Genomic DNA, 21,456 nt, shown 5'->3' with positions numbered 1-21,456 from the left:
GGAGTTTTCCGTTTCGACTGCGCCGGAAGTGGGGCGAATTATAGGCTTCCAGAATTTGCCGTCAACCATTAATTACGCCTTTTTGGCAGAAGTACCCTTTTTAGCGATCAGGCGCGGGATTCGACGAGCCAGCGACGGCAACCTGAGCACTAACAGCAATGCGCCTATAGATGCATAGATCGACCACTCCTTAAGATCGGCGCGCACGATCCAGAGCATATGCAGCAATCCGAGTACGAGAACCAGATAGGCCGAGCGATGCAGCTTCTTCCAAAGAACTCCCATACGTCGTTGGCTGTATCGATTGGAAGTGCACGCTAACGATAGCAAGCACAAAAAACCCAAGACCCCGACAATGATGTACGGTCGCTTGCGCAATTCGACACCCAGCTGCGCCCCGTCGAATCCAAGGATGAACGCCAGGTAGGCGCTCAAGTGCAGAACCACGTAAGCGAAACACCACAATCCCAATTGCCGCCGGACCGCTATCCACCCCGCCCACCCCGTGAGCTTTTGCAGCGGCGTCATACTGAGCGTGACGAGCAACAGCACAAGCGTCCCCAACCCCAACCGATCAACCAGCACCTTGCCGGGATCAGGCCCCAGCGCATCCTGCCAGGCCTGGTACAACCAAAGCAGCGGCCACACCATTGCACAAACGAAAACCGCAGCACGCCAGAGCGGATATCGCATCAATAATTCTTCCGCAAATCGAGCCCTGCATATAAAGAAGCGACTTCATCCGCATAACCGTTGAACATCAGCGTGTCACGCACATTAGGCTTGAACAGACCGCTCGGCAGTCGGCGCTCGCGAGCCTGGGTCCAGCGCGGGTGGTCAACCGTAGGATTCACGTTCGCGTAAAAACCGTATTCATCCGCGGCAATACTCTGCCAAGTGGTTTTTGGCTGCTCGCTCACCAGGCTTATCCGCACGATGGACTTGATGCTTTTAAACCCGTACTTCCATGGCACAACCAAACGCAAAGGCGCCCCGTTCTGGTTCGGCAGTTCACGCCCGTACATCCCCACCGCCAGTATTGCCAGCGGGTTCATGGCTTCGTCCAATCGCAGCCCTTCTACATAAGGCCAGTCGATCAAGGCGAACCCGGACCGCTGCCCAGGCATGCTCTTCGGATCCTGCAGGGTTTCGAAGCGAATGAATTTGGCATTTGACGTGGGCTCTACCTGGCTAAGCAGCGCCGAAATGGGGAAGCCGATCCATGGAATCACCATCGACCATGCCTCCACGCAGCGCAACCGGTAAATGCGCTCTTCCAACTGATAAGGCTTCATGAAGTCTTCCAGAGCATACCGCCCAGGCTTACCCACCTCCCCGTCCACGACCACGGTCCAGGGTTCGGTTTTCAGTGCACCGGCGTTGGCAGCCGGGTCACCCTTGTCCGTGCCGAACTCATAGAAGTTGTTGTAGTGCGTTGCGTCCTTGAACGGGGTGATTGCCTCATCCTTCACACTGACGGCGCCCCACCGGGTGGAGGGAAGCTTTTCGGCAAACCAGGACGGTGCCTTGCCAGGCTCGACATCCGGGTATCGCGCCGCTTCATCGGCCACCGCCCACCGCGGCAGACTGCTCACGGCCAATCCGGCTACGGCAGCACCCACTACATTGCGTCGAGAAAGATAGAGAGATTCAGGCGTGACGTCCGACTCATGGCAGTCGGACGCTTTTGGGACTTTGATCAGCATGGCTACTCCGCAGCATTGGAGAACAGGCGCACCAACAGACTGCGGAGTATGAGGGAAATTACATCACTCGGCGCTTTTACGCCGACGAAGATGTAACAGGTATTGCACCGGACCAGATGCTGCATAGGCGAGGAACACCAGGAGCAGGATGCGCGGCGGATCACTGAATACGACGGCAAATACCAACACCACGGCAAGGATCGCCACAAACGGAACGCGCCCTTTCAGGTCCAGCTCCTTGAAGCTGTTGTACTTGATGTTGCTGACCATCAGCATGCCGGCCGCCGCCACCATCAGCGCAACCAGGAAGGACATCTTGGAACCCTGGATGCCGTAATCACTGAACGCCCAGACAATACCGGCTACGACTCCCGCCGCAGCCGGGCTGGCGAGACCGATGAAATAACGCTTGTCGGCAGTACCGACCTGGGTGTTGAACCGTGCCAGGCGCAACGCCGCACCCGCTACATAGATGAAGGCGACCATCCAGCCGACCTTGCCCATGTCGCCTAGCGCCCAGCCGAAGGCGAGCAACGCCGGTGCCACGCCAAAGGCAACCATGTCCGACAGCGAGTCGTACTCGGCGCCAAAGGCACTCTGGGTATTGGTCATGCGGGCAACGCGGCCGTCGAGGCCGTCGAGCACCATCGCCACGAAAATCGCGATGGCGGCGAACGCAAAATACTTGCTCGCACCCATCGAATCGCCGGCACTCAAGGCACTCTGGGCGCTCATCGAGTTGATGATGGAATAAAACCCTGCGAAGAGATTCGCAGTGGTGAACAGATTCGGCAGAAGATAGATACCACGATGCCGGACTTTACGGCCGTCAGCGTCATGCCCTTCTTCGATGTGCTCATCGATGGGCAGAAGGCTTTCGGCGTCAGAAGCCTGCTTTGGCTCTTCGGGACGTTCGCTCATGGACATTACCTTGCAACGGGGTGGAAAGTTTCGACAGGTGTCTGGGACGACGGTTCGACCGCAAACGATGCAGCTTTATACCAGAACCGATCACCCAAACGAAAAAACGCGGCCTAAGCCGCGTTTTTCGTACAAGTAATCGACTTAGTTCTTGGCTTTGTCGACGATCTTGTTGGCACCGATCCAAGGCATCATGGAGCGCAGTTGCTCGCCGATGACTTCGATACCGTGCGCGGCGTTATTACGACGCTTGGCGGTCATCGAAGGATAGCCGGTAGCGCCTTCGCTGATGAACATCTTGGCGTATTCGCCGTCCTGAATGCGTTTCAGGGCGTTGCGCATGGCCTGACGGGATTCGGCGTTGATCACTTCCGGGCCAGTCACGTACTCGCCGTACTCGGCGTTGTTGGAGATCGAGTAGTTCATGTTGGCGATACCGCCTTCGTACATGAGGTCCACGATCAGCTTCAGTTCGTGCAGGCATTCGAAGTAGGCCATTTCCGGCGCGTAGCCAGCTTCAACCAGGGTTTCGAAACCAGCTTTTACCAGTTCAACGGTACCGCCGCACAGAACGGCTTGTTCGCCGAACAGGTCGGTTTCAGTCTCGTCCTTGAAGGTGGTTTCGATGATGCCGGTACGACCGCCACCCACGCCGGCAGCGTAGGACAGCGCAACGTTCTTGGCGTTGCCGGATGCGTCCTGGTAGATCGCGATCAGGTCAGGGATACCGCCGCCTTTGACGAACTCGGAACGTACGGTGTGACCTGGTGCCTTCGGCGCGATCATGATCACGTCGAGGTCAGCACGCGGCACAACCTGGTTGTAGTGGATCGCGAAGCCGTGGGAGAAGGCCAGGGTGGCGCCTTTCTTGATGTTCGGCTCGATTTCGTTCTTGTACAGGGAAGACTGGAACTCGTCCGGGGTCAGGATCATGACCAGGTCGGCAGCAGCAACAGCGGAAGCAACGTCAGTCACTTTCAGGCCGTGGGCTTCAGCCTTGGCAACAGTGGCCGAGCCTTTGCGCAGACCAACAGTCACGTCAACGCCGGAATCTTTCAGGTTGCACGCTTGAGCGTGGCCCTGGGAGCCGTAACCGATGATGGCAACTTTCTTGCCCTGGATGATCGACAGGTCGCAGTCTTTATCGTAGAAAACTTTCATGAATTTCCCCTATATCCGGCCGTTCAGGCCATTCGCTAATTTGGTTTAGATGCTGAGTACTTTGTCGCCGCGGGCAATACCGGTGACGCCACTGCGGACGGTCTCCAGGATCGAGGCGGTGCCAATGGACTGGATGAAGCTGTCGAGCTTGTCGCTGGTACCGGTCAATTGAACGGTATATACGCTGGCACTGACATCGACGATCTGTCCACGGTAAATATCGGTGGTGCGCTTGATCTCGGCGCGCTGGGCGCCGGTGGCCTTGACCTTGACCAGCATCAGTTCGCGCTCGATGTGAGCACTTTCCGACAGGTCGACCAATTTGACCACTTCGATCAGCTTGTTCAGGTTCTTGGTGATCTGCTCGATGACCTCATCGTGCCCGACAGTGGTCAGCGTCAGACGCGACAGGGTCGGGTCTTCGGTGGGGGCCACGGTCAGGCTTTCGATGTTGTAGTTGCGCTGCGAGAACAGGCCGACAACACGAGACAAAGCGCCAGGTTCGTTTTCCAGAAGCAAGGAAATAATGTGCCGCATGATTAAGTACGCTCCGTCTTGCTCAGCCACATATCGCGCATGGAGCCGTCTTTGATCTGCATCGGATAGACGTGCTCGCTGGTGTCGACCGAAATATCGATTACCACCAGGCGATCTTTCATGGCGAACGCCTCTTCCATCTTCGACTTCAAATCTTTCGAATCAGTGATGCGCACGCCAACGTGGCCATAGGCCTCCGCCAGCTTGACGAAATCAGGCAGCGATTCCATGTAGGAATGAGAGTGACGGCTGCCGTAGCTCATGTCCTGCCACTGGCGAACCATGCCCAGTACACCGTTGTTCAGGATGACGATTTTTACCGGCAAACCGTATTGCAGGCAGGTCGACAACTCCTGAATGTTCATCTGGATGCTGCCCTCGCCCGTTACGCAGGCGACGTCGTCATCCGGAAAGCTCAACTTGATACCCATGGCCGCAGGGAAACCGAAGCCCATGGTGCCCAGGCCTCCGGAGTTGATCCAGCGGTTCGGCTTGTTGAACTTGTAGTACTGCGCCGCGAACATCTGGTGCTGACCCACGTCGGAAGCTACAAAAGCATCGCCCTTGGTCACTTCGCACAGGGTTTCAATCACCGCCTGCGGCTTGATGACACTGCCGTCGCCCTTGTCATAAGGGAACAGGCCGCGATCACCGCGCCACTCGTCGATCTGCTTCCACCAGCTGGCCACGGACTCCTTGTTCGGGGTCTCGCCGATTTCCTTGAGGATCGCGACCATTTCGGTCAGGACGCTCTCGACCGGACCCACGATAGGCACATCGGCCTTGATGGTCTTGGAGATCGAAGCCGGGTCGATGTCGATGTGAATGATCTTGGCGTTCGGGCAGAACTTCGATGCGCCGTTGATGACGCGGTCGTCGAAGCGCGCGCCGACGGCCAGGATCACGTCAGCATGGTGCATCGCCAGGTTGGCGGTGTAGCTGCCGTGCATGCCCAGCATGCCGATGAACTGACGGTCGGTACCAGGGTAACCGCCGAGGCCCATCAGGGTGTTGGTCACTGGCAGGTTGAGCATCTTCGCCAACTCGGTGAGCGGCGCGGAGCCACCACCCAGGATAACGCCACCGCCCGAATACAGCACAGGACGCTTGGCCGCCAGGAGCATTTCTGCCGCCTTGCGGATTTGCCCCGAGTGGCCGCGAACGGCCGGGCTGTAGGAACGCAGCTTGGCTTTTTTCGGGAAGACGTATTCGAACTTCTCGGCCGGGTTGGTCATGTCTTTCGGAATGTCGACAACGACCGGACCAGGACGACCGGATTGCGCCAGGTAGAACGCCTTCTTCATGACTTCCGGGATTTCCGACGCATGCTTGATCATGAAGCTGTGTTTCACGATCGGCCGGGAGATACCGATCATGTCGGTTTCCTGGAAGGCGTCGGTACCGACCATGGTGCTAGGCACCTGGCCAGAAATCACCACCATCGGAATGGAGTCCATGTAGGCCGTGGCGATACCGGTGATGGCGTTGGTCGCGCCCGGGCCGGAGGTCACCAGTACCACGCCGGCTTTACCGGTGGCACGGGCGTAGCCGTCAGCCATATGGGTCGCGGCCTGCTCGTGACGAACCAGGATGTGAGTCACTTCCGGTTCTTTGAACAAGGCATCATAGACATGAAGAAGAGCACCACCCGGGTACCCGTAGATATATTTGACGCCTTCGTCGCGCAAAAAGCGGACGAGCATCTCACCGCCAGATAAAAGCTCCACGTTGTTCACCTCTAAAACGCCAGAATACCGTCCACGAAAAGGGGGACGGGTCTTAATAGGTTTACTTCCCAGCAGAGCATGAGCGACGGTGGTCGCCGACTACGTCAGCACTGACTGAGCAAGTATTGGGATCGTCCCAAGTGTTGCGGGCCTTTCCCACCCAGCGCGAGGTAACGCGTTGCGGGTGTAACAGGTCGGCGCGGATGTGCGCCTCATGATCTGCCGAGTGGGTCTGCTTCTGGCAGTCCCTCTACAGCGGACTTTGGATTCTTCTGTTTCGTCCCTTGCAAGTCAAGTCGTCTATGAGCTTTATTCTACTAACCACATGAGAACGCAAGAAAAAACCCGTAAACCCCCTGCGTGTTAGCTTCAATTGCGCAACTTTTGACAAGGAATTGGCATGCGTACGCACTTCATCATCGCCGGCCTGATGGTCGCCCTTAGCCCGCTGTCGATGGCCGGGCAGATTTACCAGTGGGTCGACGCCCAGGGCGTTACCCATTTCGATGCTCAACCGCCTCGGGATCAGCCTGCCACTACCATCGTTACGCCCGCCTCACAGCCTGGCAGGTCGGGCACTGGCGCCCGCAACGGTGCAATTGGCGACCAACAGGCCATCGACAAATCGGTGAAGAAGCAGGTGAGCGAGCAACAGAACCAGCTGAAGGTCTTCTGCGAACAGGCACGAACCAACCTGGCGCAGCTACAGAATAATCCGCGCCTGAGAGAGGAAGTGGATGGCCAGATGCGGCGTCTTGACGACTCCCAGCGTCAGGAGCGCATCGCTGAAACGCAAATGCAGATTGCGGATAACTGCATGTAGGAGCCCGTAGGAGCTGTCGAGTGCAACGAGGCTGCGATCTTTTTTTGAAAGCAAGATCAAAAGATCGCAGCCTCGTTGCACTCGACAGCTCCTACAGGGGATCGCAGCTCAGCGGGAGGCGGTGATCAGTTGATCGAACTCTTTGAGCAAAGCCTGCAGCTGCCGATCCTTGCCTTGGACATTGCGCTGGGCGAAGACCATTTCAGCCATCTCCTGAATCCCCGATGCATTCGGCAAGGGCAGATCCTGCTCCAGGATTGCTTTCATGCGCGGCAGGAAGATCCATTGCAGCCACTGCTCGAAGTCCAGGGTATCAACTGAAAACGGCTCGACGCTGGACAGTGCTTCAGCGGATGGCGCGACCTCGTCCCACCACCCCTGCACACGCAATTCGCGTTCGATCAGCAGCAACTGATCGGCAATCTTCGGAAACCGTACATCCATCACGAAGTAACCTTGGCTTTCTGGCGAGCCAAAGCGGCCCCCGCCGAATCACCCTGCTTCTCGCGCGCTTGGGCGATCAGCTCCCACAGGCTGGCCTGCAGTGCCGGACGCCCGCTGGCGAAGGTCAGGCCACGGCGAGCAAATTGCTCGGCCTGCGGCGCATCACCTTGGGCCATGCGCACTTGCGCCAGGCGATAGAGCACCTGCGGCTCACGCGGGGCGACACGCTGGGCGCGTTCGAGGCTGGAAGAAGCGCCATTGAGATCGCCGCCGGCCTGCTGCTGCTGAGCGGTGGTCAACAACGCCAGCACCGGCCCGTCCAGTTGCTCGTCGGCGGACAAGCCACCGGAACTGGCCGACGGAATCCCGCTCGGTGTCGAGGGCATGCTATAGCTGCCTTGATTGACCGGTGCGGACTGAACCGGCGACGTGTCGATCGGCCCTGGCGTAATCGGGCCCGGGGTAATGGGCCCTGGAGTAATCGGAGTGGTGCTGATCGGTGCCGACGTCACCGCACCACCACCCGGCACCATCACGACAACACCAGTATCGCCTTGTGGAATCTCCTGGGCCTGGGGTTGCACAGGACGTTTTACCGTCGTCTGACGGTAGCCGCCGTTCGCCGAAACGCGCTCGCTATTGGAAACCTTGGTGCCGGAGTCCACCACCGGAATCGAGCCGCGCTGTACCGAAGAACAACCGCTGAGCAAAGCCACGGCGGTCACCGCTGGAATCAACCACTTGTTCACTTGAAACCCTCTTTGCTTAATTCATCCAGCCCTTGACCCAATCCATCACCGTTTCACCGTTGATCGGGCTTTCGCCACCACAAGCGGGACCGGGAGGCGGTTCGCTGCCGCGAATATACGGCATCTGCACGGCGCCGGGGCAACCGGCGTCGGAGCCTTGGCCGGTTCGCGAATCGACCCAGGCCTGAACGATATTATCCGGCTGCGGCATGTCCAGCGGCAACGGGTCGGCCTTGCGCATGAAGCTGGTCCAGACCTGCAACGCACCGGTAGCACCCGTGAACGGTGTCTTGCCGTTGTCGTCGCGTCCCAACCAGACCACCGCCAGCAAGTCCTGACTGAAACCTGCGAACCAACTGTCTCGCGAGTCGTTACTGGTGCCGGTTTTGCCGGCCAGGGTCAAGGTCTTCGGCAACACGTTGTAGACCGAACTGCCGGTACCTTCACGCATCACGCGCTGCATGGCGCTCTGGATCAGGTAGATCGACGCCGGGTCGAAACGCTGCTGGATCTGGAACGGATAACGCTTGAGCGGCTCGCCTTCGGCCGTCAGGACGCTACGGATACCACGCATCGGCGTATTGAAACCGCCGTTGGCGAGCGTCTGGTACATGGTCGCCACTTCGATCGGGGTCATGCCGCCAGCGCCCAGCAACATCGATGGGAAGGCCGGAAACTCGCGACTGACACCCAGGCGCCCGAGCGTCTTGAGGACATTCGGCACACCCACGGCCAGGCCCAGGCGTGCGGTCGACAAGTTGTAGGAATGCGCCAGCCCTTGATAAAGGAAGACCGTGCCGTGGGAACGGCGATCATAGTTCTGCGGTTTCCAGACCTGCCCGTCAGCGCCCTTGACCGAGAAGGAGTCGTCCGACAGCCAGCTGGTCAATGTGTATTGGCTCGGTTTTTCCAGCGCCGTCAGGTAAACCGCCGGCTTGATCAACGAGCCGATCGGCCGCACCGCGTCCAGCGCCCGGTTGAAACCGGCAAAGCTGGCCTGGCGACTGCCGATCATGGCCTGCACCTCGCCGGTTTCCGGATTGGTCACGACCATCGCCGCCTCGACCTCATCCGAGCCCTTGCGACCGGACAGGCGCTTGAACGTGTCGTTGACCGACGCTTCGGCCTTCATCTGCAGGATCGGATCGAAGCTGGTGAAGATCCGCAGCCCCTCCTCGGTCAAGTCTTCGTCGCGGTAGTCTTCACGCAGCTGGCGCTTGACCAGGTCAAGGAAGCCGGGGAACGAGCTGTCCGCAAGACTGCCGCGCTTGGTCACGCCCAACGGCATTTTTTTCGCGGCTTCGACTTGCTCCGCCGTGGCGACACCCTGCTCCTGCAGCACGTCGAGCACCAGGTTACGCCGCTCCAGTGCACGCTCCGGATACCGGCGCGGGTTGTAGGAGGACGGCCCCTTGACCATGCCGACCAGCAAGGCCACCTGATGCAGCTTGAGCTCGGCCAGAGGCTGGCTGAAGAAGAACTGGCTGGCCAGGCCGAAACCGTGCACCGCGCGTTGACCGTCCTGACCGATAAACACTTCATTGAGGTAAGCCTCAAGGATCTCACGCTTGTCGTAGTGCAGTTCCAGCAGCAACGCCATCATGGCTTCGGTCAGTTTGCGGGTCAGGCTGCGCTCGTTGGTCAGGTAGAAGTTCTTGACCAACTGCTGGGTCAGGGTACTTCCCCCCTGACGCATGCGACCCGACGAGCCGTTGACCCAGATCGCCCGGGCAATCGACTTCGGCGAGACACCAAAATGGTGATAGAAATCACGGTCCTCGACCGCGACCAGGGTCTCGAGCAAATACGGCGGCACCTGATCGATCTTGATCAGGATCCGGTCTTCGAGGTTTTTCGGGTACAGGCCACCGATCAGCAGTGGTTCCAGACGCACCACCGACAATTTCGAACCCTTGGCCGCCGACAGTTCCGCCACGTAGTCGCCCGAGAAGCGCACACGCACCGGTTGTGCTTGCTCCATGCCTTCATAGAACTGGAAGCCGCGGGTATTCAGATCGACGGTATTGCCGTTGACGGAGGCCGCGCCCGGGCCGTTGGCCACGCTTTCACGGCGATAGCCCAAGGCATCGAGCTCGGTGAGAAAATCGTCCCTGCTCAGCTTTTGTCCGACGAACAGCTCGAGCGGACGCGCGTAGACCTTGGCCGGAATCATCCAGCGCTTGCCGGAGAACTTCTCCTGCACGATGGCATCGAGGTAAACGGCGAACCCGGCCAGCACCACAAGGCCGACCAGGCTGAGTTTAAGGGCCCAGCCAAGCCAGGGCCGCAGGCCTCTGGAGGGGGGATTCTTTGGGGTACGGGGGGATCGAGTACGAGTCATGGCGGCGGATTATACGCACTTTATTCATAGTCAACAGGAGGCCCGCGAGTTTGCGTTAGGCTGGCTAGACGCCATAATGACGACCTGAATTTTTTCCGACTCTTAAGGATCGCCTGTGAGCCAGTCCCTGATCGCCGCCCTGCAAAACCCGGCCCTCTACCCGCATCCTGTAGATGGATTCAAGGTCATCGAGACCCACATTTCCTGGGTCGTGCTTACCGGCCCCTTCGCTTATAAAGTGAAGAAGCCGATGAACTTCGGCTTCCTCGACTTCACCACCCTCGAGGCTCGCAAGCATTTCTGCGCTGAAGAGCTGCGCCTGAACCAGCGCCTGACCCAGGATCTTTATCTCGAAGTGCTACCGATCACCGGCAGCGCCGAAGCACCGCAACTGGGCGGCGAAGGTCCAGCCATCGAGTACGCGCTGAAAATGCGCCAGTTTGACCAGGACGGATTGCTCAGCACCCTGCAAGCCAATGGCGAACTGACACCGGCGCACATCGACCAGATGGCTGAACAGATCGCCCGCTTCCATCTGGACGCACCGCGAGTGCCGGCAGAACACGAAGCCGGGACCGCAGACAGCGTCATGGCCCCTGTACGGCAGAACTTCGAGCAGATTCGCCCCTTCCTCAGCGACAAGGCCGACCTGCTGCAACTGGACGCCCTGCTGGCCTGGGCTGAAAGCAGCTTCGAACGCCTCAAGCCACTGTTTGCCCAACGCAAGGCAGAGGGTTTCATTCGCGAATGCCACGGCGACATCCATTTGGGCAACGCTACCGTGATCGACGGCCGCGTGGTGATCTTCGACTGCATCGAGTTCAACGAACCGTTCCGCTTCACCGACGTTTACGCCGACACCGCCTTCCTGGCGATGGACCTGGAAGACCGCGGCCTGAAGTGCCTGGCACGTCGATTCATCAGCCAATACCTGGAGCTGACCGGCGATTACCAGGGCCTGGAGCTGCTGAACTTCTATAAAGCCTACCGAGCGTTGGTGCGCGCCAAGGTCACCCTGTTCAGCATGCCGGCCGAGGCCACTGCGGTGCAGCGCGCCACGACATTGCGCCAATACCGCAACTACGCCAACCTGGCGGAAAGCTACAGCACCATCCCGTCGCGCTTCATGGCCATCACCCACGGTGTTTCCGCCGTTGGTAAAAGCCACGTGGCCATGCGCCTGGTCGAAGCGCTGGGGGCGATTCGCCTGCGCTCCGATGTCGAACGCAAACGCCTGTTCGGCGAGCAAACCGTCGCCAATGAGCTGCAAGCCGGCATTTATAGTGCCGATGCCAGTGTCGCGACCTACCAGCGCTTGCACGAAATTGCCGGGCTGATCCTGCACGCCGGGTTCCCGGTGGTGGTCGATGCCACCTACCTCAAGCATGAACAACGCGACAAGGCGGCGAAAGTGGCCGAGGCGACCGGTGCGCCTTTCCTGATCCTTGACTGCAATGCACCCCAAGCGGTGATCGAAAGCTGGCTGGCCCTGCGCCAGGCAGACAAAAAAGATCCGTCCGACGCCACCCTGGCCGTTATCGAAGCCCAGCAAGCCAGTCGTGAAGCCTTGACGCCCGCAGAAATCCTCTGCAGCAAACGCGTGCAGACCAACGAAAGCGGAACCCTCGACACAGTGGTAGAACAGATTCGCCAGCGCCTGCCCGGCCTGTAAGGCGCATTTGAGCCGTGAAGCCTGATCCGGCTTCACGGCCTTCAAACAGTGGCACTATACTGGCGTCATAAATCCAACAGGTGACGTGACATGAGCCAGCCGAAACTGCTCGACTCCCCGCTGTATGCCTTGCTGCATAAAGACGACATCACCGGTTTTAACAAAGAGCGCCCCAAACACGGACCTATCGACATGATCGGTGGTGATTTCCGCGGCCTGGACCTGCGCGAACTCAATGCCGAGGGTATCGACTTCACCGACGCCTATTTTCGCTCCGCTGATCTGCGCGGCATCGATTTTCGCAACGCTTCGCTCGAAGGTGCGAGTCTGGCCCACGCACAGATTTCCGGCGCCTATTTCCCAGTGGAGCTGAGCGCGGACGAAATCCTGATGTCGATGAACTTCGGTACGCGCCTGCGTTATCGCACCCGCTGAACGCCAGTCTGAATTGACAAGTCCAGCGCCCCCATAGCGCGCTGAACTTTGGACAATATTGCCTGAAAACCAGGCAATTTGATCGTTTTCCCCACCTTTTCCTCGCTTTTATCAGCATCACAGCCCGCTGCCTCTTAGAAGCTTTTGCGTCAAAAACGAGCAAACAATCACGCTTTTCCTACTGATGGCTACACTCCTCAGAAGCTTGCCCACGCACCATTCGGCCATCGCAAGGAGGCTTGATGAATGATGAACTGCAACACCTGAAGAATCTTGGCAAGACGTCGGCGCAATGGCTGCATGCCGTGGGCATCCACAGCGCCTCGGATTTGCGTCGCCTGGGGGCGGTGGATGCTTATCGAGCCGTGCGCACGCGCGGGTTCCGGGCGTCCAAGGTGTTGTTGTACGCAATCGAAGGCGCATTGATGGACGTGCACTGGAATGACATTCCTGCCGAACGCAAGGAAGCCTTGAATAAACAACTCGAAGCCATCTCGTCACGCCACAAGAATTGAACGAGTACCGCTCGCCATGTACTTACTTGGGGAACAACCGGCCTACGCCGAAACACTGATCAATCGCCTGCAGAACATTCCCGCCCGACTGTTGCAGGGTTTGACACCGAGTGGGACCGCCGTCGAATTTTCCGCCATCGACGACCTGGCCGCCGCCTTGCCCGCCGATCAACTGTTCATGCTGGATAAGGGCCGGCTGCATGGATGCATCGATGATCGAGCACTGTTCTACCTGCAGCAGGGCGATCTGATCGGTCTGCGCCAGGACGCGGGGCTGCCGCGCTGTCGCTTGTGCAGCAAGACGCCCCTGGCGCTGACACCCTACCTTCGATCGCAGGTGTTCCAGCACATCTATGCCGACCCGACCCGCTCGGAGCTGTTCCTGCAGTACATGGCGGGCCAGACCGCCCTGCTGTCCGATGCCGTGGCGCGCCTCAAGCAACCGGAGTTTCGCGCCACCAACGGCTTCCAGCGAGTTGCCGACGGCGAAACCCTGATCCATCGGGGCGATGAGGCCGACCATGTGTTCGTGATCATCGACGGCCATGCCGAAGCGTTTGTCGATGGGGTGAAGGTGGGCGACGTGCCCAAGGACGAGATTTTCGGCGCCATGGCCGTGTTTACCGGCGAGAAACGCAACGCCACGGTCATCGCCAGTGAACCCTGCACCATCATGCGCATTCCCAAGGATCAGTTTTTGAGCCTTACCCAGAGCAATCCGAAGATTGCCAACAGCCTGATCGAGAGCATGGCACGGCGTATCGACCTGCTGAATAAACAGATTGCACAGTTGAGCGCACTGAAAACGACGGGCAGAGCTCAATGAATACGGGGATTTGGAACCATCGTGCGACAAGAATCGGGTAAATGGGAAATCACCTGTTGACTTGGTAATGAGAATCGATATGATTATCACAACTGGTCGCGAGACTGGTCGATATTCTGAAAAGCCCTTGGTTCGGACTCTCAGATTATCTCCTCATCAGGCTAATCACGGTTATTTGACCCGGCTCTTGCCGGGTCTTTTTTTGCCCGCGGGAAACTCGCGCGACGCTGCAGCCAGTATCCTGAGCATCTGAAACGGGTTTGCATTGGGCAACTCAGCTATTTGGTCAGTGCTTGCGACCTGAGGATCAGCATGAAATTTCTGTGTACAGGCGTTGAACTGGCCGACGCCAGCAGCCGTGGTTTCAACCTCGACGGCCAGAAATTGTTCGCCGTACGCCGGGGTGGCCAGGTCTACGTCTATATCAATCGCTGCCCGCACCGTGGCGTCGGACTCGAATGGACCCCTGACCAATTCCTCGACCCCAGTAACAGCCTGATCCAGTGCGCCACCCATGGCGCCCTGTTCTTGATCGAGGACGGCGAATGTGTCGCCGGCCCTTGCGCAGGGCAATCGCTGACCCGTGTCGATTGCCGCGAAGACGCACAAGGCATCTGGGTCAGCCTCTAACCGCCGAGCAATACTTCAAGACGCCGGTCCACCACCATCTCCTCATGGGTCAGGCGAACACCGTAGGCCAACACTTCAACCCCGCACGCCACGGCCTCACGCAAGGCCTGAGCGTAGGCTGAATCGATTTCTTGCGCCGGGCGCACCGCTTCGATGCCACTGAGATTGACGCAATACAATTGCACCGCACGAATCCCGTCCCGAGCCAGATGGGCCAATTCCCGCAAATGCTTGGCCCCGCGCTGGGTCACCGCATCGGGGAACGCCGCCACCGGCGTGCCGTCATAGCCCAGGGTGACACTTTTGACTTCCACGTACGCGTGCCCGCTCGGGTACTCGAGGCGGAAATCGATGCGACTGCTCTCCTGACCATAAGCGACTTCGCGCTTGAGCTCGGTGAAGCCGTTCAACTCGGTGATCACCCCCGCTCGCAACGCCTCTTCGATCAAGCCATTGGCCCGCCCGGTATTCACGCAGAACAAGCGCCCGTGCGGGGTTTCGCCGACTTCCCAGGTGCCGGGCAACTTGCGCTTGGGGTCATTGGAGCGACTGAACCAGACCTGCCCGCCTTCGACCTGACAATTGAGCATCGAGCCCGTGTTCGGGCAGTGAATGGTCAGCAACTCGCCATCGACGGTTTCGATATCGGCGAGAAAACGCTTGTAGCGGCGAATCAGCCGACCTTCTTCGAGTGGGGGATGAAAACGCATCAGCCTTGCCAGCTTCGCAAGCCACGCCCGATACGCTCCACTGCTTCCTGCAAGCGTTCAAGGTTTTGGGTGTAGGCAAACCGTACATGATGCCCGGCCTGATACCGGCCGAAGTCCAGCCCGGGCGTAATCGCGACATGCTCGGTTTCGAGGAAATGACGGCAGAACGCGAAGGCATCGCCGCCGAACTTGCTGATATCGGCATACAGGTAGAACGCGCCTTCCGGCTCGACGGCGATACCGAAGCCAAGCGCTCTCAAGGCAGGCAGCAGGTAGTCGCGACGACGACCAAATTCGGCGCGACGCTCTTCCAGGATCGCGATGGTAGCCGGTTCAAAACAGGCCAACGCCGCGTGCTGGGCCATGCTAGGCGCGCTGATATAGAGGTTTTGCGCGAGCTTTTCCAGTTCACTCACCGCCGCATCCGGCGCTACCAGCCAGCCAAGACGCCAGCCGGTCATGCCGAAATATTTAGAAAAACTATTAAGCACAAAGGCACTGTCGTCGACTTCCAGCACGCTGGCCGCATCGGTGCCGTAGGTCAGGCCGTGGTAAATCTCGTCCACCACCAGGTGACCGTGGCGTTGTTTGATGGCCTGGGACAGTTGCGCCAACTCGTCGCGGGTGAGGATCGTGCCGGTCGGGTTGGCCGGTGAAGCTACCAGTGCGCCCACACTGTCCTGGTCCCAATGCCGCTCAATCAGATCCGGCGTCAGTTGATAACGCACATCCGGCCCCACCGGGACCAGCTGCGCGGCGCCTTCCACCAGACGCAGAAAATGCCGGTTGCACGGGTAACCCGGGTCGGCGAGCAACCAGTGCTTGCCTGGATCGACCAGCAAGGCACTGGCCAGCAGCAACGCACCGGAACCGCCGGGCGTGATGAGGATGCGTCGCGGGTCGATGTTCAAGCCATGACGCTGCTGATAAAAGCCCGCGATGGCCTCGCGCAGCTCGGGGATCCCGCGGGCGGCGGTGTAACGCGTCTTGCCCCCCTCCAGTGCCGCCTGTCCGGCGCGGATGATCGGCTCGGCGGTGGTGAAGTCCGGTTCACCGATTTCCAGGTGGATCACATCGTGACCGGCAGCCTGCAATTCATTGGCCCGCGCCAGCAACGCCATGACATGGAAAGGTTCTATTGCGCGACTGCGGGCACTGTAGGACTGAGCCATTGGCCTTCCTTCAACAGGGAAAAGAACCAATTCTACCCAAGCGCAGGAACGAGCGAGAACCTAAAGCGGTCAGAGGCCTTATAACCCAGGCACAAACGAACTGAGCGAGTGCCCGGGGTTTGACTAAAATCATTAATTGAGCAGGGTTCCAGAGCCACCAGGCAACGCTTTGCCATCATTTGAAAGCGCCGCAGGCCGCGGCCTCGACATCCGGGAGTAGCGCGGTCTGATTTGATCTGGTAAGTTCGCCCGCTTGCAGCCGCAGGGCCGGCAGGTGCCGGTGATGGAGCAATCCTGCGCAGATGGATTACAAGAGTAGAGGCGGTCTATTTCATGTCCACCCAAGCAAAGCAACAAGCGAATCAGGCGATCAGCGGCTTCGAGCCCTATGTTCAGAAAGCTGGCGAAGAGTACATGGGCGAGCCCATGCGCAAACACTTCACCAAGGTTCTGAATCAGTGGAAAAAAGAGCTGATGGAAGGTGTCGACAAGACTGTGGACCACATGAAGGACGAAGCAGCCAACTTCCCTGACCCGGCAGACCGTGCCAGCCAGGAAGAAGAGTTCGCTCTCGAGCTTCGAGCCCGCGATCGTGAGCGCAAGTTGATCAAGAAGATCGACAAGACGCTTCAGTTGATCGAAGACGAAGAGTACGGCTGGTGTGAATCCTGCGGCATCGAGATCGGCGTCAAGCGTCTTGAAGCACGCCCTACCGCTGACCTGTGCATCGACTGCAAGACGCTGGCGGAAATCAAGGAAAAGCAAGTCGGCAAATAATTGCGGCTTGAACGAAGAACGGAGCGTGCGAACGCTCCGTTTTTGTTTCTGACGTATGCTTCGACAGGAAACCTGTGGGAGCGAGCCTGCTCGCGAAGGGGCGTTCAGGCCCAATATTGATGCAGGCTGACACTCAGCTTTCGCGAGCAGGCTCGCTCCCACATGGGACTTGCGCACGACCGGACAACGTAATATTGCATTCATGACCGCCATCACCTCCCCCACCTACATCGGCCGCTTCGCCCCCACGCCCAGTGGTCACCTGCACTTCGGCTCGCTGGTTGCTGCATTGGCCTCGTACCTCGACGCGCGCTCGGTGGGTGGGCGCTGGCTGATGCGCATGGAAGATCTCGACCCGCCCCGCGAAGAGCCCGGCGCCCAGGCCGCGATCCTCAAGGCACTGGAGAGCTATGGTTTCGAGTGGGATGGCCAGATGGTGCGCCAGAGCGACCGTCACGATGCCTATGCCCAAGTGCTCGATCGCCTGTTCAGCCAGGGCCTGGCCTACGCCTGTACCTGCTCGCGCAAACAACTGGAGCCGTACCACGGCATCTATCCGGGGTTGTGCCGCAATGCCGGACACGGCACCGAAGATGCCGCCATTCGCATTCGCGTCTCCGAACTTGATTACCACTTCATTGATCGGGTGCAGGGGGAGTTTCACCAGCATCTGGGCCGGGATGTCGGTGATTTCGTGATTCGCCGGCGCGACGGGCTCTATGCTTATCAACTGGCGGTGGTGCTGGACGATGCCTGGCAAGGCATCACCGACATCGTGCGCGGTGCCGACCTGCTCGATTCCACACCGCGCCAGCTCTACCTGCAGGAGCTTCTCGGCCTGCGCCAGCCGCGTTACTTGCACATCCCGCTGATTACCCAGCCCGATGGCAACAAACTCGGCAAGTCCTACCGTTCGCCGCCGCTCACCGCAGATCAGGCTACGCCGTTGTTGTTGCGAGCCTTGCGCGCCCTGGGACAAAAACCCGGCGCCGAACTGGCCTACGCCACGCCACGGGAAGTGCTGGATTGGGGCATTGCCCACTGGGATGCCCGGTTGATCCCGCGCACACTGAGCCTGCCCGAGGCGCAGCTACAGTGATCGTGCTTGCAGTGGCGCGCCCATCCGTTACCATCGCCGCACGTTTTCGGGCACGGGCATAAAAAAGAGAGGCCGGGATGTACATCTATCGCTTGGTCCTGCTCCTGGTAGTGGGGATTTATCTGTTTTCCCCAGCCATCATGGATTGGTGGATCGACGCCACTGGCGCCTGGTATCGCCCTTATCTGCTCTGGCTGATCCTGATCGTCGTGACCTTCATCCTGCAGAGCCAAAAAGATGCCGATGAGCTTTAGCCTGACCCAGATGATCCTGATCAGCGCCGCGTACCTGGCGGTGCTGTTCGGCGTAGCCTGGGTCAGCGAACGGGGCATGATCCCGCGGGCGATCATTCGCCACCCGCTGACGTACACCCTGTCCCTGGGGGTCTACGCCAGTGCCTGGGCATTTTATGGCACCGTGGGCCTGGCCTATCAGTATGGCTACGGCTTCCTGTCCAGCTACCTGGGTGTTTCCGGCGCGTTTCTGCTGGCGCCGGTGTTGCTGTATCCAATCCTGAAGATCACCCGAACCTATCAGCTGTCATCCCTGGCCGATCTGTTCGCCTTCCGCTTTCGCAGCACCTGGGCCGGCGCGCTGACCACGATTTTCATGCTGGTCGGGGTATTGCCCCTGCTGGCGCTGCAGATCCAGGCGGTCGCCGACTCCATCGGCATCCTCACCCGCGAGCCGGTACAACATCGCGTGGCGCTGAGTTTCTGCGCACTGATCACGCTGTTCACGATTTTCTTCGGCTCCCGGCACATCGCCACCCGGGAAAAACATGAAGGCCTGGTGTTCGCGATAGCCTTCGAGTCGGTGATCAAGCTGATCGCCCTCGGCGGCGTCGGCCTCTATGCGCTGTATGGCGTATTCGACGGCCCGCAACAACTGGAGTTGTGGCTGTTGCAAAACCAGACCGCCCTGGCCGCGCTGCACACGCCACTGCAGGAAGGCCCGTGGCGCACGCTGTTGCTGGTGTTCTTCGCTTCGGCGATCGTCATGCCGCACATGTACCACATGACCTTCACCGAAAACCTCAATCCGCGCTCGCTGGTCAGCGCGAGCTGGGGCTTGCCGCTGTTCCTGCTGCTGATGAGCCTGGCCGTGCCGCTGATTCTCTGGGCCGGCCTGAAACTCGGCGCCACCACCAACCCGGAATATTTCACCCTGGGCATCGGTATCGCGGCCAACAGCAAGGCCCTGGCACTGCTGGCCTATGTCGGCGGCCTGTCCGCTGCCAGCGGCCTGATCATCGTGACCACCCTGGCCCTATCGGGCATGGCCCTGAACCACCTGGTGCTGCCGCTGTACCAGCCGCCGGCCGAAGGCAACATCTACCGCTGGTTGAAGTGGACCCGTCGCGCCCTGATCGTCGCCATCATCATGGCCGGCTACGGTTTCTACCTGCTACTGGGTGCGGAGCAGGACCTGGCCAACCTCGGCATCGTCGCCTTCGTGGCCACGCTGCAGTTCCTCCCGGGCGTGCTGTCGGTCCTGTATTGGCCGACTGCCAACCGTCGCGGCTTCATCGCCGGGCTGCTGGCGGGGATCCTGGTGTGGCTGGTGACCATGTTGCTACCGCTGGTCGGCAACCTGCAGGGCTTCTACATACCGTTGTTGAACATGATCTACGTGCTCGACGACACCAGTTGGCACATGGCCGCGATCGCCTCCCTGGCCGCCAACGTCCTGATGTTCACCCTGATTTCGCTGTTCACCAATGCCAGCACCGAAGAGGCCAGTGCCGCCGAAGCCTGCGCGGTGGACAACGTGCGCCGCCCGCAACGCCGGGAGTTGCACGCCGCCTCGCCCCAGGAATTCGCCACTCAGCTGGCCAAACCGCTGGGAGCCAAGGCCGCGCAGAAGGAAGTCGAACAAGCCCTGCGCGATCTCTACCTGCCCTTCGACGAGCGCCGCCCGTACGCCTTGCGCCGTTTGCGCGACCGGATCGAAGCCAACCTGTCGGGCTTGATGGGACCCAGCGTGGCCCAGGACATGGTCGAGACGTTTCTGCCCTACAAGGCCGGCGGCGAAAATTATGTCACCGAGGACATCCACTTCATCGAAAGCCGCCTCGAGGATTACCATTCGCGCCTGACCGGCCTGGCCGCCGAACTCGATGCCCTGCGCCGCTATCACCGCCAGACCCTGCAGGAATTGCCGATGGGCGTCTGCTCGCTGGCCAAGGACCAGGAAATCCTCATGTGGAACAAAGCCATGGAGGAGTTGACCGGGATCGCCGCACAGCGCGTGGTCGGTTCGCGCCTGAGCACCATTGCCGATCCGTGGAAAGAACTGCTGCAAGGCTTCATCAATGTCCCGGATGAGCACTTGCACAAACAGCACCTGGCCCTTGATGGCCAGACCCGCTGGCTGAACCTGCACAAGGCGGCGATCGACGAACCCCTCGCACCGGGCAACAGTGGCCTGGTGCTGCTGGTGGAAGACCTCACCGAAACCCAGATGCTCGAAGACAAACTGGTGCACTCCGAGCGCCTGGCCAGCATCGGTCGCCTGGCCGCGGGCGTGGCCCATGAAATCGGCAACCCGATCACCGGTATCGCCTGCCTGGCGCAGAACCTGCGCGAAGAGCGCGAGGAAGACGGCGAACTCAAGGAAATCAGCGGGCAGATCCTCGAACAGACCAAGCGCGTCTCGCGCATCGTCCAGTCCCTGATGAGTTTCGCCCATGCCGGCAGCCACCAGCACAGCGACGAGCCCGTCTGTCTGGCGGAAGTGGCCCAGGACGCCATCGGCCTGCTGGCCCTGAACCGGCGCAATTTCGAAGTGCAGTTCTATAACCTGTGCGATCCCGATCACTGGGTCGAAGGCGATCCGCAGCGGCTCGCCCAGGTATTGATCAACCTGCTCTCAAACGCCCGCGACGCCTCGCCTCCCGGCAGCGCGGTGCGGGTCAAGAGCGAAGCCGGCGAACACACGGTCGACTTGATCGTGGAAGACGAAGGCAGCGGCATTCCATCGAGCATCATGGATCGATTGTTCGAACCCTTCTTCACCACCAAGGACCCGGGTGAAGGTACCGGCCTGGGCCTTGCACTGGTCTATTCCATCGTTGAAGAGCATTATGGACAAATCACCATCGACAGCCCGGCTGATGTTCAGAGCCAACGCGGCACCCGTATCCGGGTGACCTTACCGCGTCATGTCGAAGCGACGTCCGCTGTGAACTGAGACCGTCGAGAGTATCGAA

21 protein-coding genes are annotated in these 21,456 nt (G+C 59.6%); 10 read left to right on the top strand and 11 right to left on the bottom strand.

Annotated elements, in window-relative coordinates; all coding sequences use genetic code 11:
* Nucleotides 1-72 precede the first annotated feature (72 nt).
* The 6 genes from msrQ to QLG10_RS07600 form a co-directional block, all read right to left on the bottom strand.
* Entirely contained in the window at nucleotides 73-693 is a 621-nt protein-coding gene (gene msrQ / locus QLG10_RS07625) for a protein-methionine-sulfoxide reductase heme-binding subunit MsrQ (protein ID WP_282486516.1), read from the bottom strand.
* The gene (gene msrP / locus QLG10_RS07620) at nucleotides 693-1,706 is read right to left on the bottom strand and encodes a protein-methionine-sulfoxide reductase catalytic subunit MsrP (protein WP_110751146.1); all 1,014 of its coding nucleotides are present in this window, start codon (nucleotides 1,704-1,706) and stop codon (nucleotides 693-695) included. Before msrP ends, msrQ begins: the two co-directional genes overlap by 1 nt.
* A gap of 63 nt (nucleotides 1,707-1,769) precedes the next feature.
* Nucleotides 1,770-2,627 (bottom strand): CDP-diacylglycerol--serine O-phosphatidyltransferase, encoded by an 858-nt coding sequence (gene pssA, locus QLG10_RS07615; protein ID WP_110751144.1) that lies wholly within the window; start codon nucleotides 2,625-2,627, stop codon nucleotides 1,770-1,772.
* A 144-nt stretch (nucleotides 2,628-2,771) separates the two neighbouring features.
* On the bottom strand, nucleotides 2,772-3,788 hold the full coding sequence (gene ilvC / locus QLG10_RS07610; protein ID WP_007909969.1) for a ketol-acid reductoisomerase: 1,017 nt from the start codon (nucleotides 3,786-3,788) through the stop codon (nucleotides 2,772-2,774).
* Nucleotides 3,789-3,833: 45 nt separating this feature from the next.
* Nucleotides 3,834-4,325, bottom strand: a complete 492-nt coding sequence (gene ilvN / locus QLG10_RS07605; RefSeq protein ID WP_003176102.1) for an acetolactate synthase small subunit — start codon at nucleotides 4,323-4,325, stop codon at nucleotides 3,834-3,836.
* Between the two features lie 2 nt (nucleotides 4,326-4,327).
* The gene (locus tag QLG10_RS07600) at nucleotides 4,328-6,052 is read right to left on the bottom strand and encodes an acetolactate synthase 3 large subunit (protein WP_020798578.1); all 1,725 of its coding nucleotides are present in this window, start codon (nucleotides 6,050-6,052) and stop codon (nucleotides 4,328-4,330) included.
* A gap of 400 nt (nucleotides 6,053-6,452) precedes the next feature.
* Here QLG10_RS07600 and QLG10_RS07595 point away from each other — a divergent pair, with 400 nt between their 5' ends.
* Complete coding sequence (locus QLG10_RS07595; protein WP_248677017.1) at nucleotides 6,453-6,875, top strand: DUF4124 domain-containing protein; 423 nt, start codon at nucleotides 6,453-6,455, stop codon at nucleotides 6,873-6,875.
* A 108-nt stretch (nucleotides 6,876-6,983) separates the two neighbouring features.
* On the opposite strand, the gene QLG10_RS07590 is transcribed toward QLG10_RS07595, so the two are convergent.
* Genes QLG10_RS07590 through mrcB form a run of 3 tightly spaced genes read right to left on the bottom strand, consistent with a single transcriptional unit; the run spans nucleotide 6,984 to nucleotide 10,409 of the window.
* Nucleotides 6,984-7,319, bottom strand: a complete 336-nt coding sequence (locus tag QLG10_RS07590) for a YqcC family protein (RefSeq protein ID WP_020798580.1) — start codon at nucleotides 7,317-7,319, stop codon at nucleotides 6,984-6,986.
* The gene (locus QLG10_RS07585; protein WP_110751141.1) at nucleotides 7,319-8,068 is read right to left on the bottom strand and encodes a hypothetical protein; all 750 of its coding nucleotides are present in this window, start codon (nucleotides 8,066-8,068) and stop codon (nucleotides 7,319-7,321) included. The genes QLG10_RS07590 and QLG10_RS07585 overlap by 1 nt, the downstream gene beginning before the upstream one ends.
* 16 nt (nucleotides 8,069-8,084) lie before the next feature.
* Entirely contained in the window at nucleotides 8,085-10,409 is a 2,325-nt protein-coding gene (mrcB, locus tag QLG10_RS07580) for a penicillin-binding protein 1B (RefSeq protein WP_110751139.1), read from the bottom strand.
* A gap of 115 nt (nucleotides 10,410-10,524) precedes the next feature.
* Here mrcB and QLG10_RS07575 point away from each other — a divergent pair, with 115 nt between their 5' ends.
* From QLG10_RS07575 to QLG10_RS07555, 5 genes are all read left to right on the top strand, one after another.
* Complete coding sequence (locus QLG10_RS07575) at nucleotides 10,525-12,081, top strand: bifunctional aminoglycoside phosphotransferase/ATP-binding protein (protein ID WP_188264313.1); 1,557 nt, start codon at nucleotides 10,525-10,527, stop codon at nucleotides 12,079-12,081.
* A 90-nt stretch (nucleotides 12,082-12,171) separates the two neighbouring features.
* The gene (locus tag QLG10_RS07570; RefSeq protein WP_110751135.1) at nucleotides 12,172-12,516 is read left to right on the top strand and encodes a pentapeptide repeat-containing protein; all 345 of its coding nucleotides are present in this window, start codon (nucleotides 12,172-12,174) and stop codon (nucleotides 12,514-12,516) included.
* Between the two features lie 242 nt (nucleotides 12,517-12,758).
* Nucleotides 12,759-13,031 (top strand): TfoX/Sxy family protein, encoded by a 273-nt coding sequence (locus tag QLG10_RS07565; protein WP_007971093.1) that lies wholly within the window; start codon nucleotides 12,759-12,761, stop codon nucleotides 13,029-13,031.
* 16 nt (nucleotides 13,032-13,047) lie between these two features.
* Nucleotides 13,048-13,857, top strand: coding sequence for a cyclic nucleotide-binding domain-containing protein (locus tag QLG10_RS07560; RefSeq protein ID WP_282486504.1), 810 nt, complete (start codon nucleotides 13,048-13,050; stop codon nucleotides 13,855-13,857).
* 312 nt (nucleotides 13,858-14,169) lie between these two features.
* Complete coding sequence (locus tag QLG10_RS07555; protein WP_110751131.1) at nucleotides 14,170-14,487, top strand: Rieske 2Fe-2S domain-containing protein; 318 nt, start codon at nucleotides 14,170-14,172, stop codon at nucleotides 14,485-14,487.
* Here the strand turns inward: QLG10_RS07555 and sfsA are convergent.
* Nucleotides 14,484-15,197 (bottom strand): DNA/RNA nuclease SfsA, encoded by a 714-nt coding sequence (gene sfsA, locus QLG10_RS07550; protein WP_110751129.1) that lies wholly within the window; start codon nucleotides 15,195-15,197, stop codon nucleotides 14,484-14,486. The genes QLG10_RS07555 and sfsA overlap by 4 nt on opposite strands.
* Entirely contained in the window at nucleotides 15,197-16,369 is a 1,173-nt protein-coding gene (locus QLG10_RS07545) for a pyridoxal phosphate-dependent aminotransferase (protein ID WP_020798588.1), read from the bottom strand. Before QLG10_RS07545 ends, sfsA begins: the two co-directional genes overlap by 1 nt.
* Before the next feature lie 333 nt (nucleotides 16,370-16,702).
* On the opposite strand from QLG10_RS07545, the gene dksA reads away from it, so the two are divergent.
* From dksA to QLG10_RS07525, 4 genes are all read left to right on the top strand, one after another.
* Nucleotides 16,703-17,146, top strand: a complete 444-nt coding sequence (gene dksA / locus QLG10_RS07540) for an RNA polymerase-binding protein DksA (protein ID WP_008058386.1) — start codon at nucleotides 16,703-16,705, stop codon at nucleotides 17,144-17,146.
* A gap of 202 nt (nucleotides 17,147-17,348) precedes the next feature.
* Nucleotides 17,349-18,245 carry a tRNA glutamyl-Q(34) synthetase GluQRS gene (gene gluQRS / locus QLG10_RS07535; RefSeq protein WP_282486500.1) on the top strand — a complete coding sequence of 299 codons (897 nt, stop codon included), beginning with the start codon at nucleotides 17,349-17,351 and terminating at the stop codon, nucleotides 18,243-18,245.
* 77 nt (nucleotides 18,246-18,322) lie between these two features.
* Complete coding sequence (locus QLG10_RS07530; RefSeq protein WP_003176118.1) at nucleotides 18,323-18,499, top strand: hypothetical protein; 177 nt, start codon at nucleotides 18,323-18,325, stop codon at nucleotides 18,497-18,499.
* Nucleotides 18,483-21,437, top strand: a complete 2,955-nt coding sequence (locus QLG10_RS07525; RefSeq protein ID WP_162276369.1) for a sensor histidine kinase — start codon at nucleotides 18,483-18,485, stop codon at nucleotides 21,435-21,437. Before QLG10_RS07530 ends, QLG10_RS07525 begins: the two co-directional genes overlap by 17 nt.
* Nucleotides 21,438-21,456: the final 19 nt, after the last annotated feature.

This window comes from Pseudomonas sp. V98_8 (assembly GCF_029967975.1).
Taxonomy (GTDB): domain Bacteria; phylum Pseudomonadota; class Gammaproteobacteria; order Pseudomonadales; family Pseudomonadaceae; genus Aquipseudomonas; species Aquipseudomonas umsongensis.
Note: the sequence above shows the minus strand (reverse complement) of the source record. Positions and strands in the feature narration are given on the sequence as shown.

Excerpts from the sequence above, each read along its gene's own strand:
- msrQ (WP_282486516.1), bottom strand. The coding sequence starts at position 693 with ATGCGATATCCGCTCTGGCGTGCTGCGGTTTTCGTTTGTGCAATGGTG.
- msrP (WP_110751146.1), bottom strand. The coding sequence starts at position 1,706 with ATGCTGATCAAAGTCCCAAAAGCGTCCGACTGCCATGAGTCGGACGTC.
- pssA (WP_110751144.1), bottom strand. The coding sequence starts at position 2,627 with ATGAGCGAACGTCCCGAAGAGCCAAAGCAGGCTTCTGACGCCGAAAGC.
- ilvC (WP_007909969.1), bottom strand. The coding sequence starts at position 3,788 with ATGAAAGTTTTCTACGATAAAGACTGCGACCTGTCGATCATCCAGGGC.
- ilvN (WP_003176102.1), bottom strand. The coding sequence starts at position 4,325 with ATGCGGCACATTATTTCCTTGCTTCTGGAAAACGAACCTGGCGCTTTG.
- QLG10_RS07595 (WP_248677017.1), top strand. The coding sequence starts at position 6,453 with ATGCGTACGCACTTCATCATCGCCGGCCTGATGGTCGCCCTTAGCCCG.
- QLG10_RS07590 (WP_020798580.1), bottom strand. The coding sequence starts at position 7,319 with ATGGATGTACGGTTTCCGAAGATTGCCGATCAGTTGCTGCTGATCGAA.
- mrcB (WP_110751139.1), bottom strand. The coding sequence starts at position 10,409 with ATGACTCGTACTCGATCCCCCCGTACCCCAAAGAATCCCCCCTCCAGA.
- QLG10_RS07570 (WP_110751135.1), top strand. The coding sequence starts at position 12,172 with ATGAGCCAGCCGAAACTGCTCGACTCCCCGCTGTATGCCTTGCTGCAT.
- QLG10_RS07565 (WP_007971093.1), top strand. The coding sequence starts at position 12,759 with ATGAATGATGAACTGCAACACCTGAAGAATCTTGGCAAGACGTCGGCG.
- QLG10_RS07560 (WP_282486504.1), top strand. The coding sequence starts at position 13,048 with ATGTACTTACTTGGGGAACAACCGGCCTACGCCGAAACACTGATCAAT.
- QLG10_RS07555 (WP_110751131.1), top strand. The coding sequence starts at position 14,170 with ATGAAATTTCTGTGTACAGGCGTTGAACTGGCCGACGCCAGCAGCCGT.
- sfsA (WP_110751129.1), bottom strand. The coding sequence starts at position 15,197 with ATGCGTTTTCATCCCCCACTCGAAGAAGGTCGGCTGATTCGCCGCTAC.
- QLG10_RS07545 (WP_020798588.1), bottom strand. The coding sequence starts at position 16,369 with ATGGCTCAGTCCTACAGTGCCCGCAGTCGCGCAATAGAACCTTTCCAT.
- dksA (WP_008058386.1), top strand. The coding sequence starts at position 16,703 with ATGTCCACCCAAGCAAAGCAACAAGCGAATCAGGCGATCAGCGGCTTC.
- gluQRS (WP_282486500.1), top strand. The coding sequence starts at position 17,349 with ATGACCGCCATCACCTCCCCCACCTACATCGGCCGCTTCGCCCCCACG.
- QLG10_RS07530 (WP_003176118.1), top strand. The coding sequence starts at position 18,323 with ATGTACATCTATCGCTTGGTCCTGCTCCTGGTAGTGGGGATTTATCTG.
- QLG10_RS07525 (WP_162276369.1), top strand. The coding sequence starts at position 18,483 with ATGCCGATGAGCTTTAGCCTGACCCAGATGATCCTGATCAGCGCCGCG.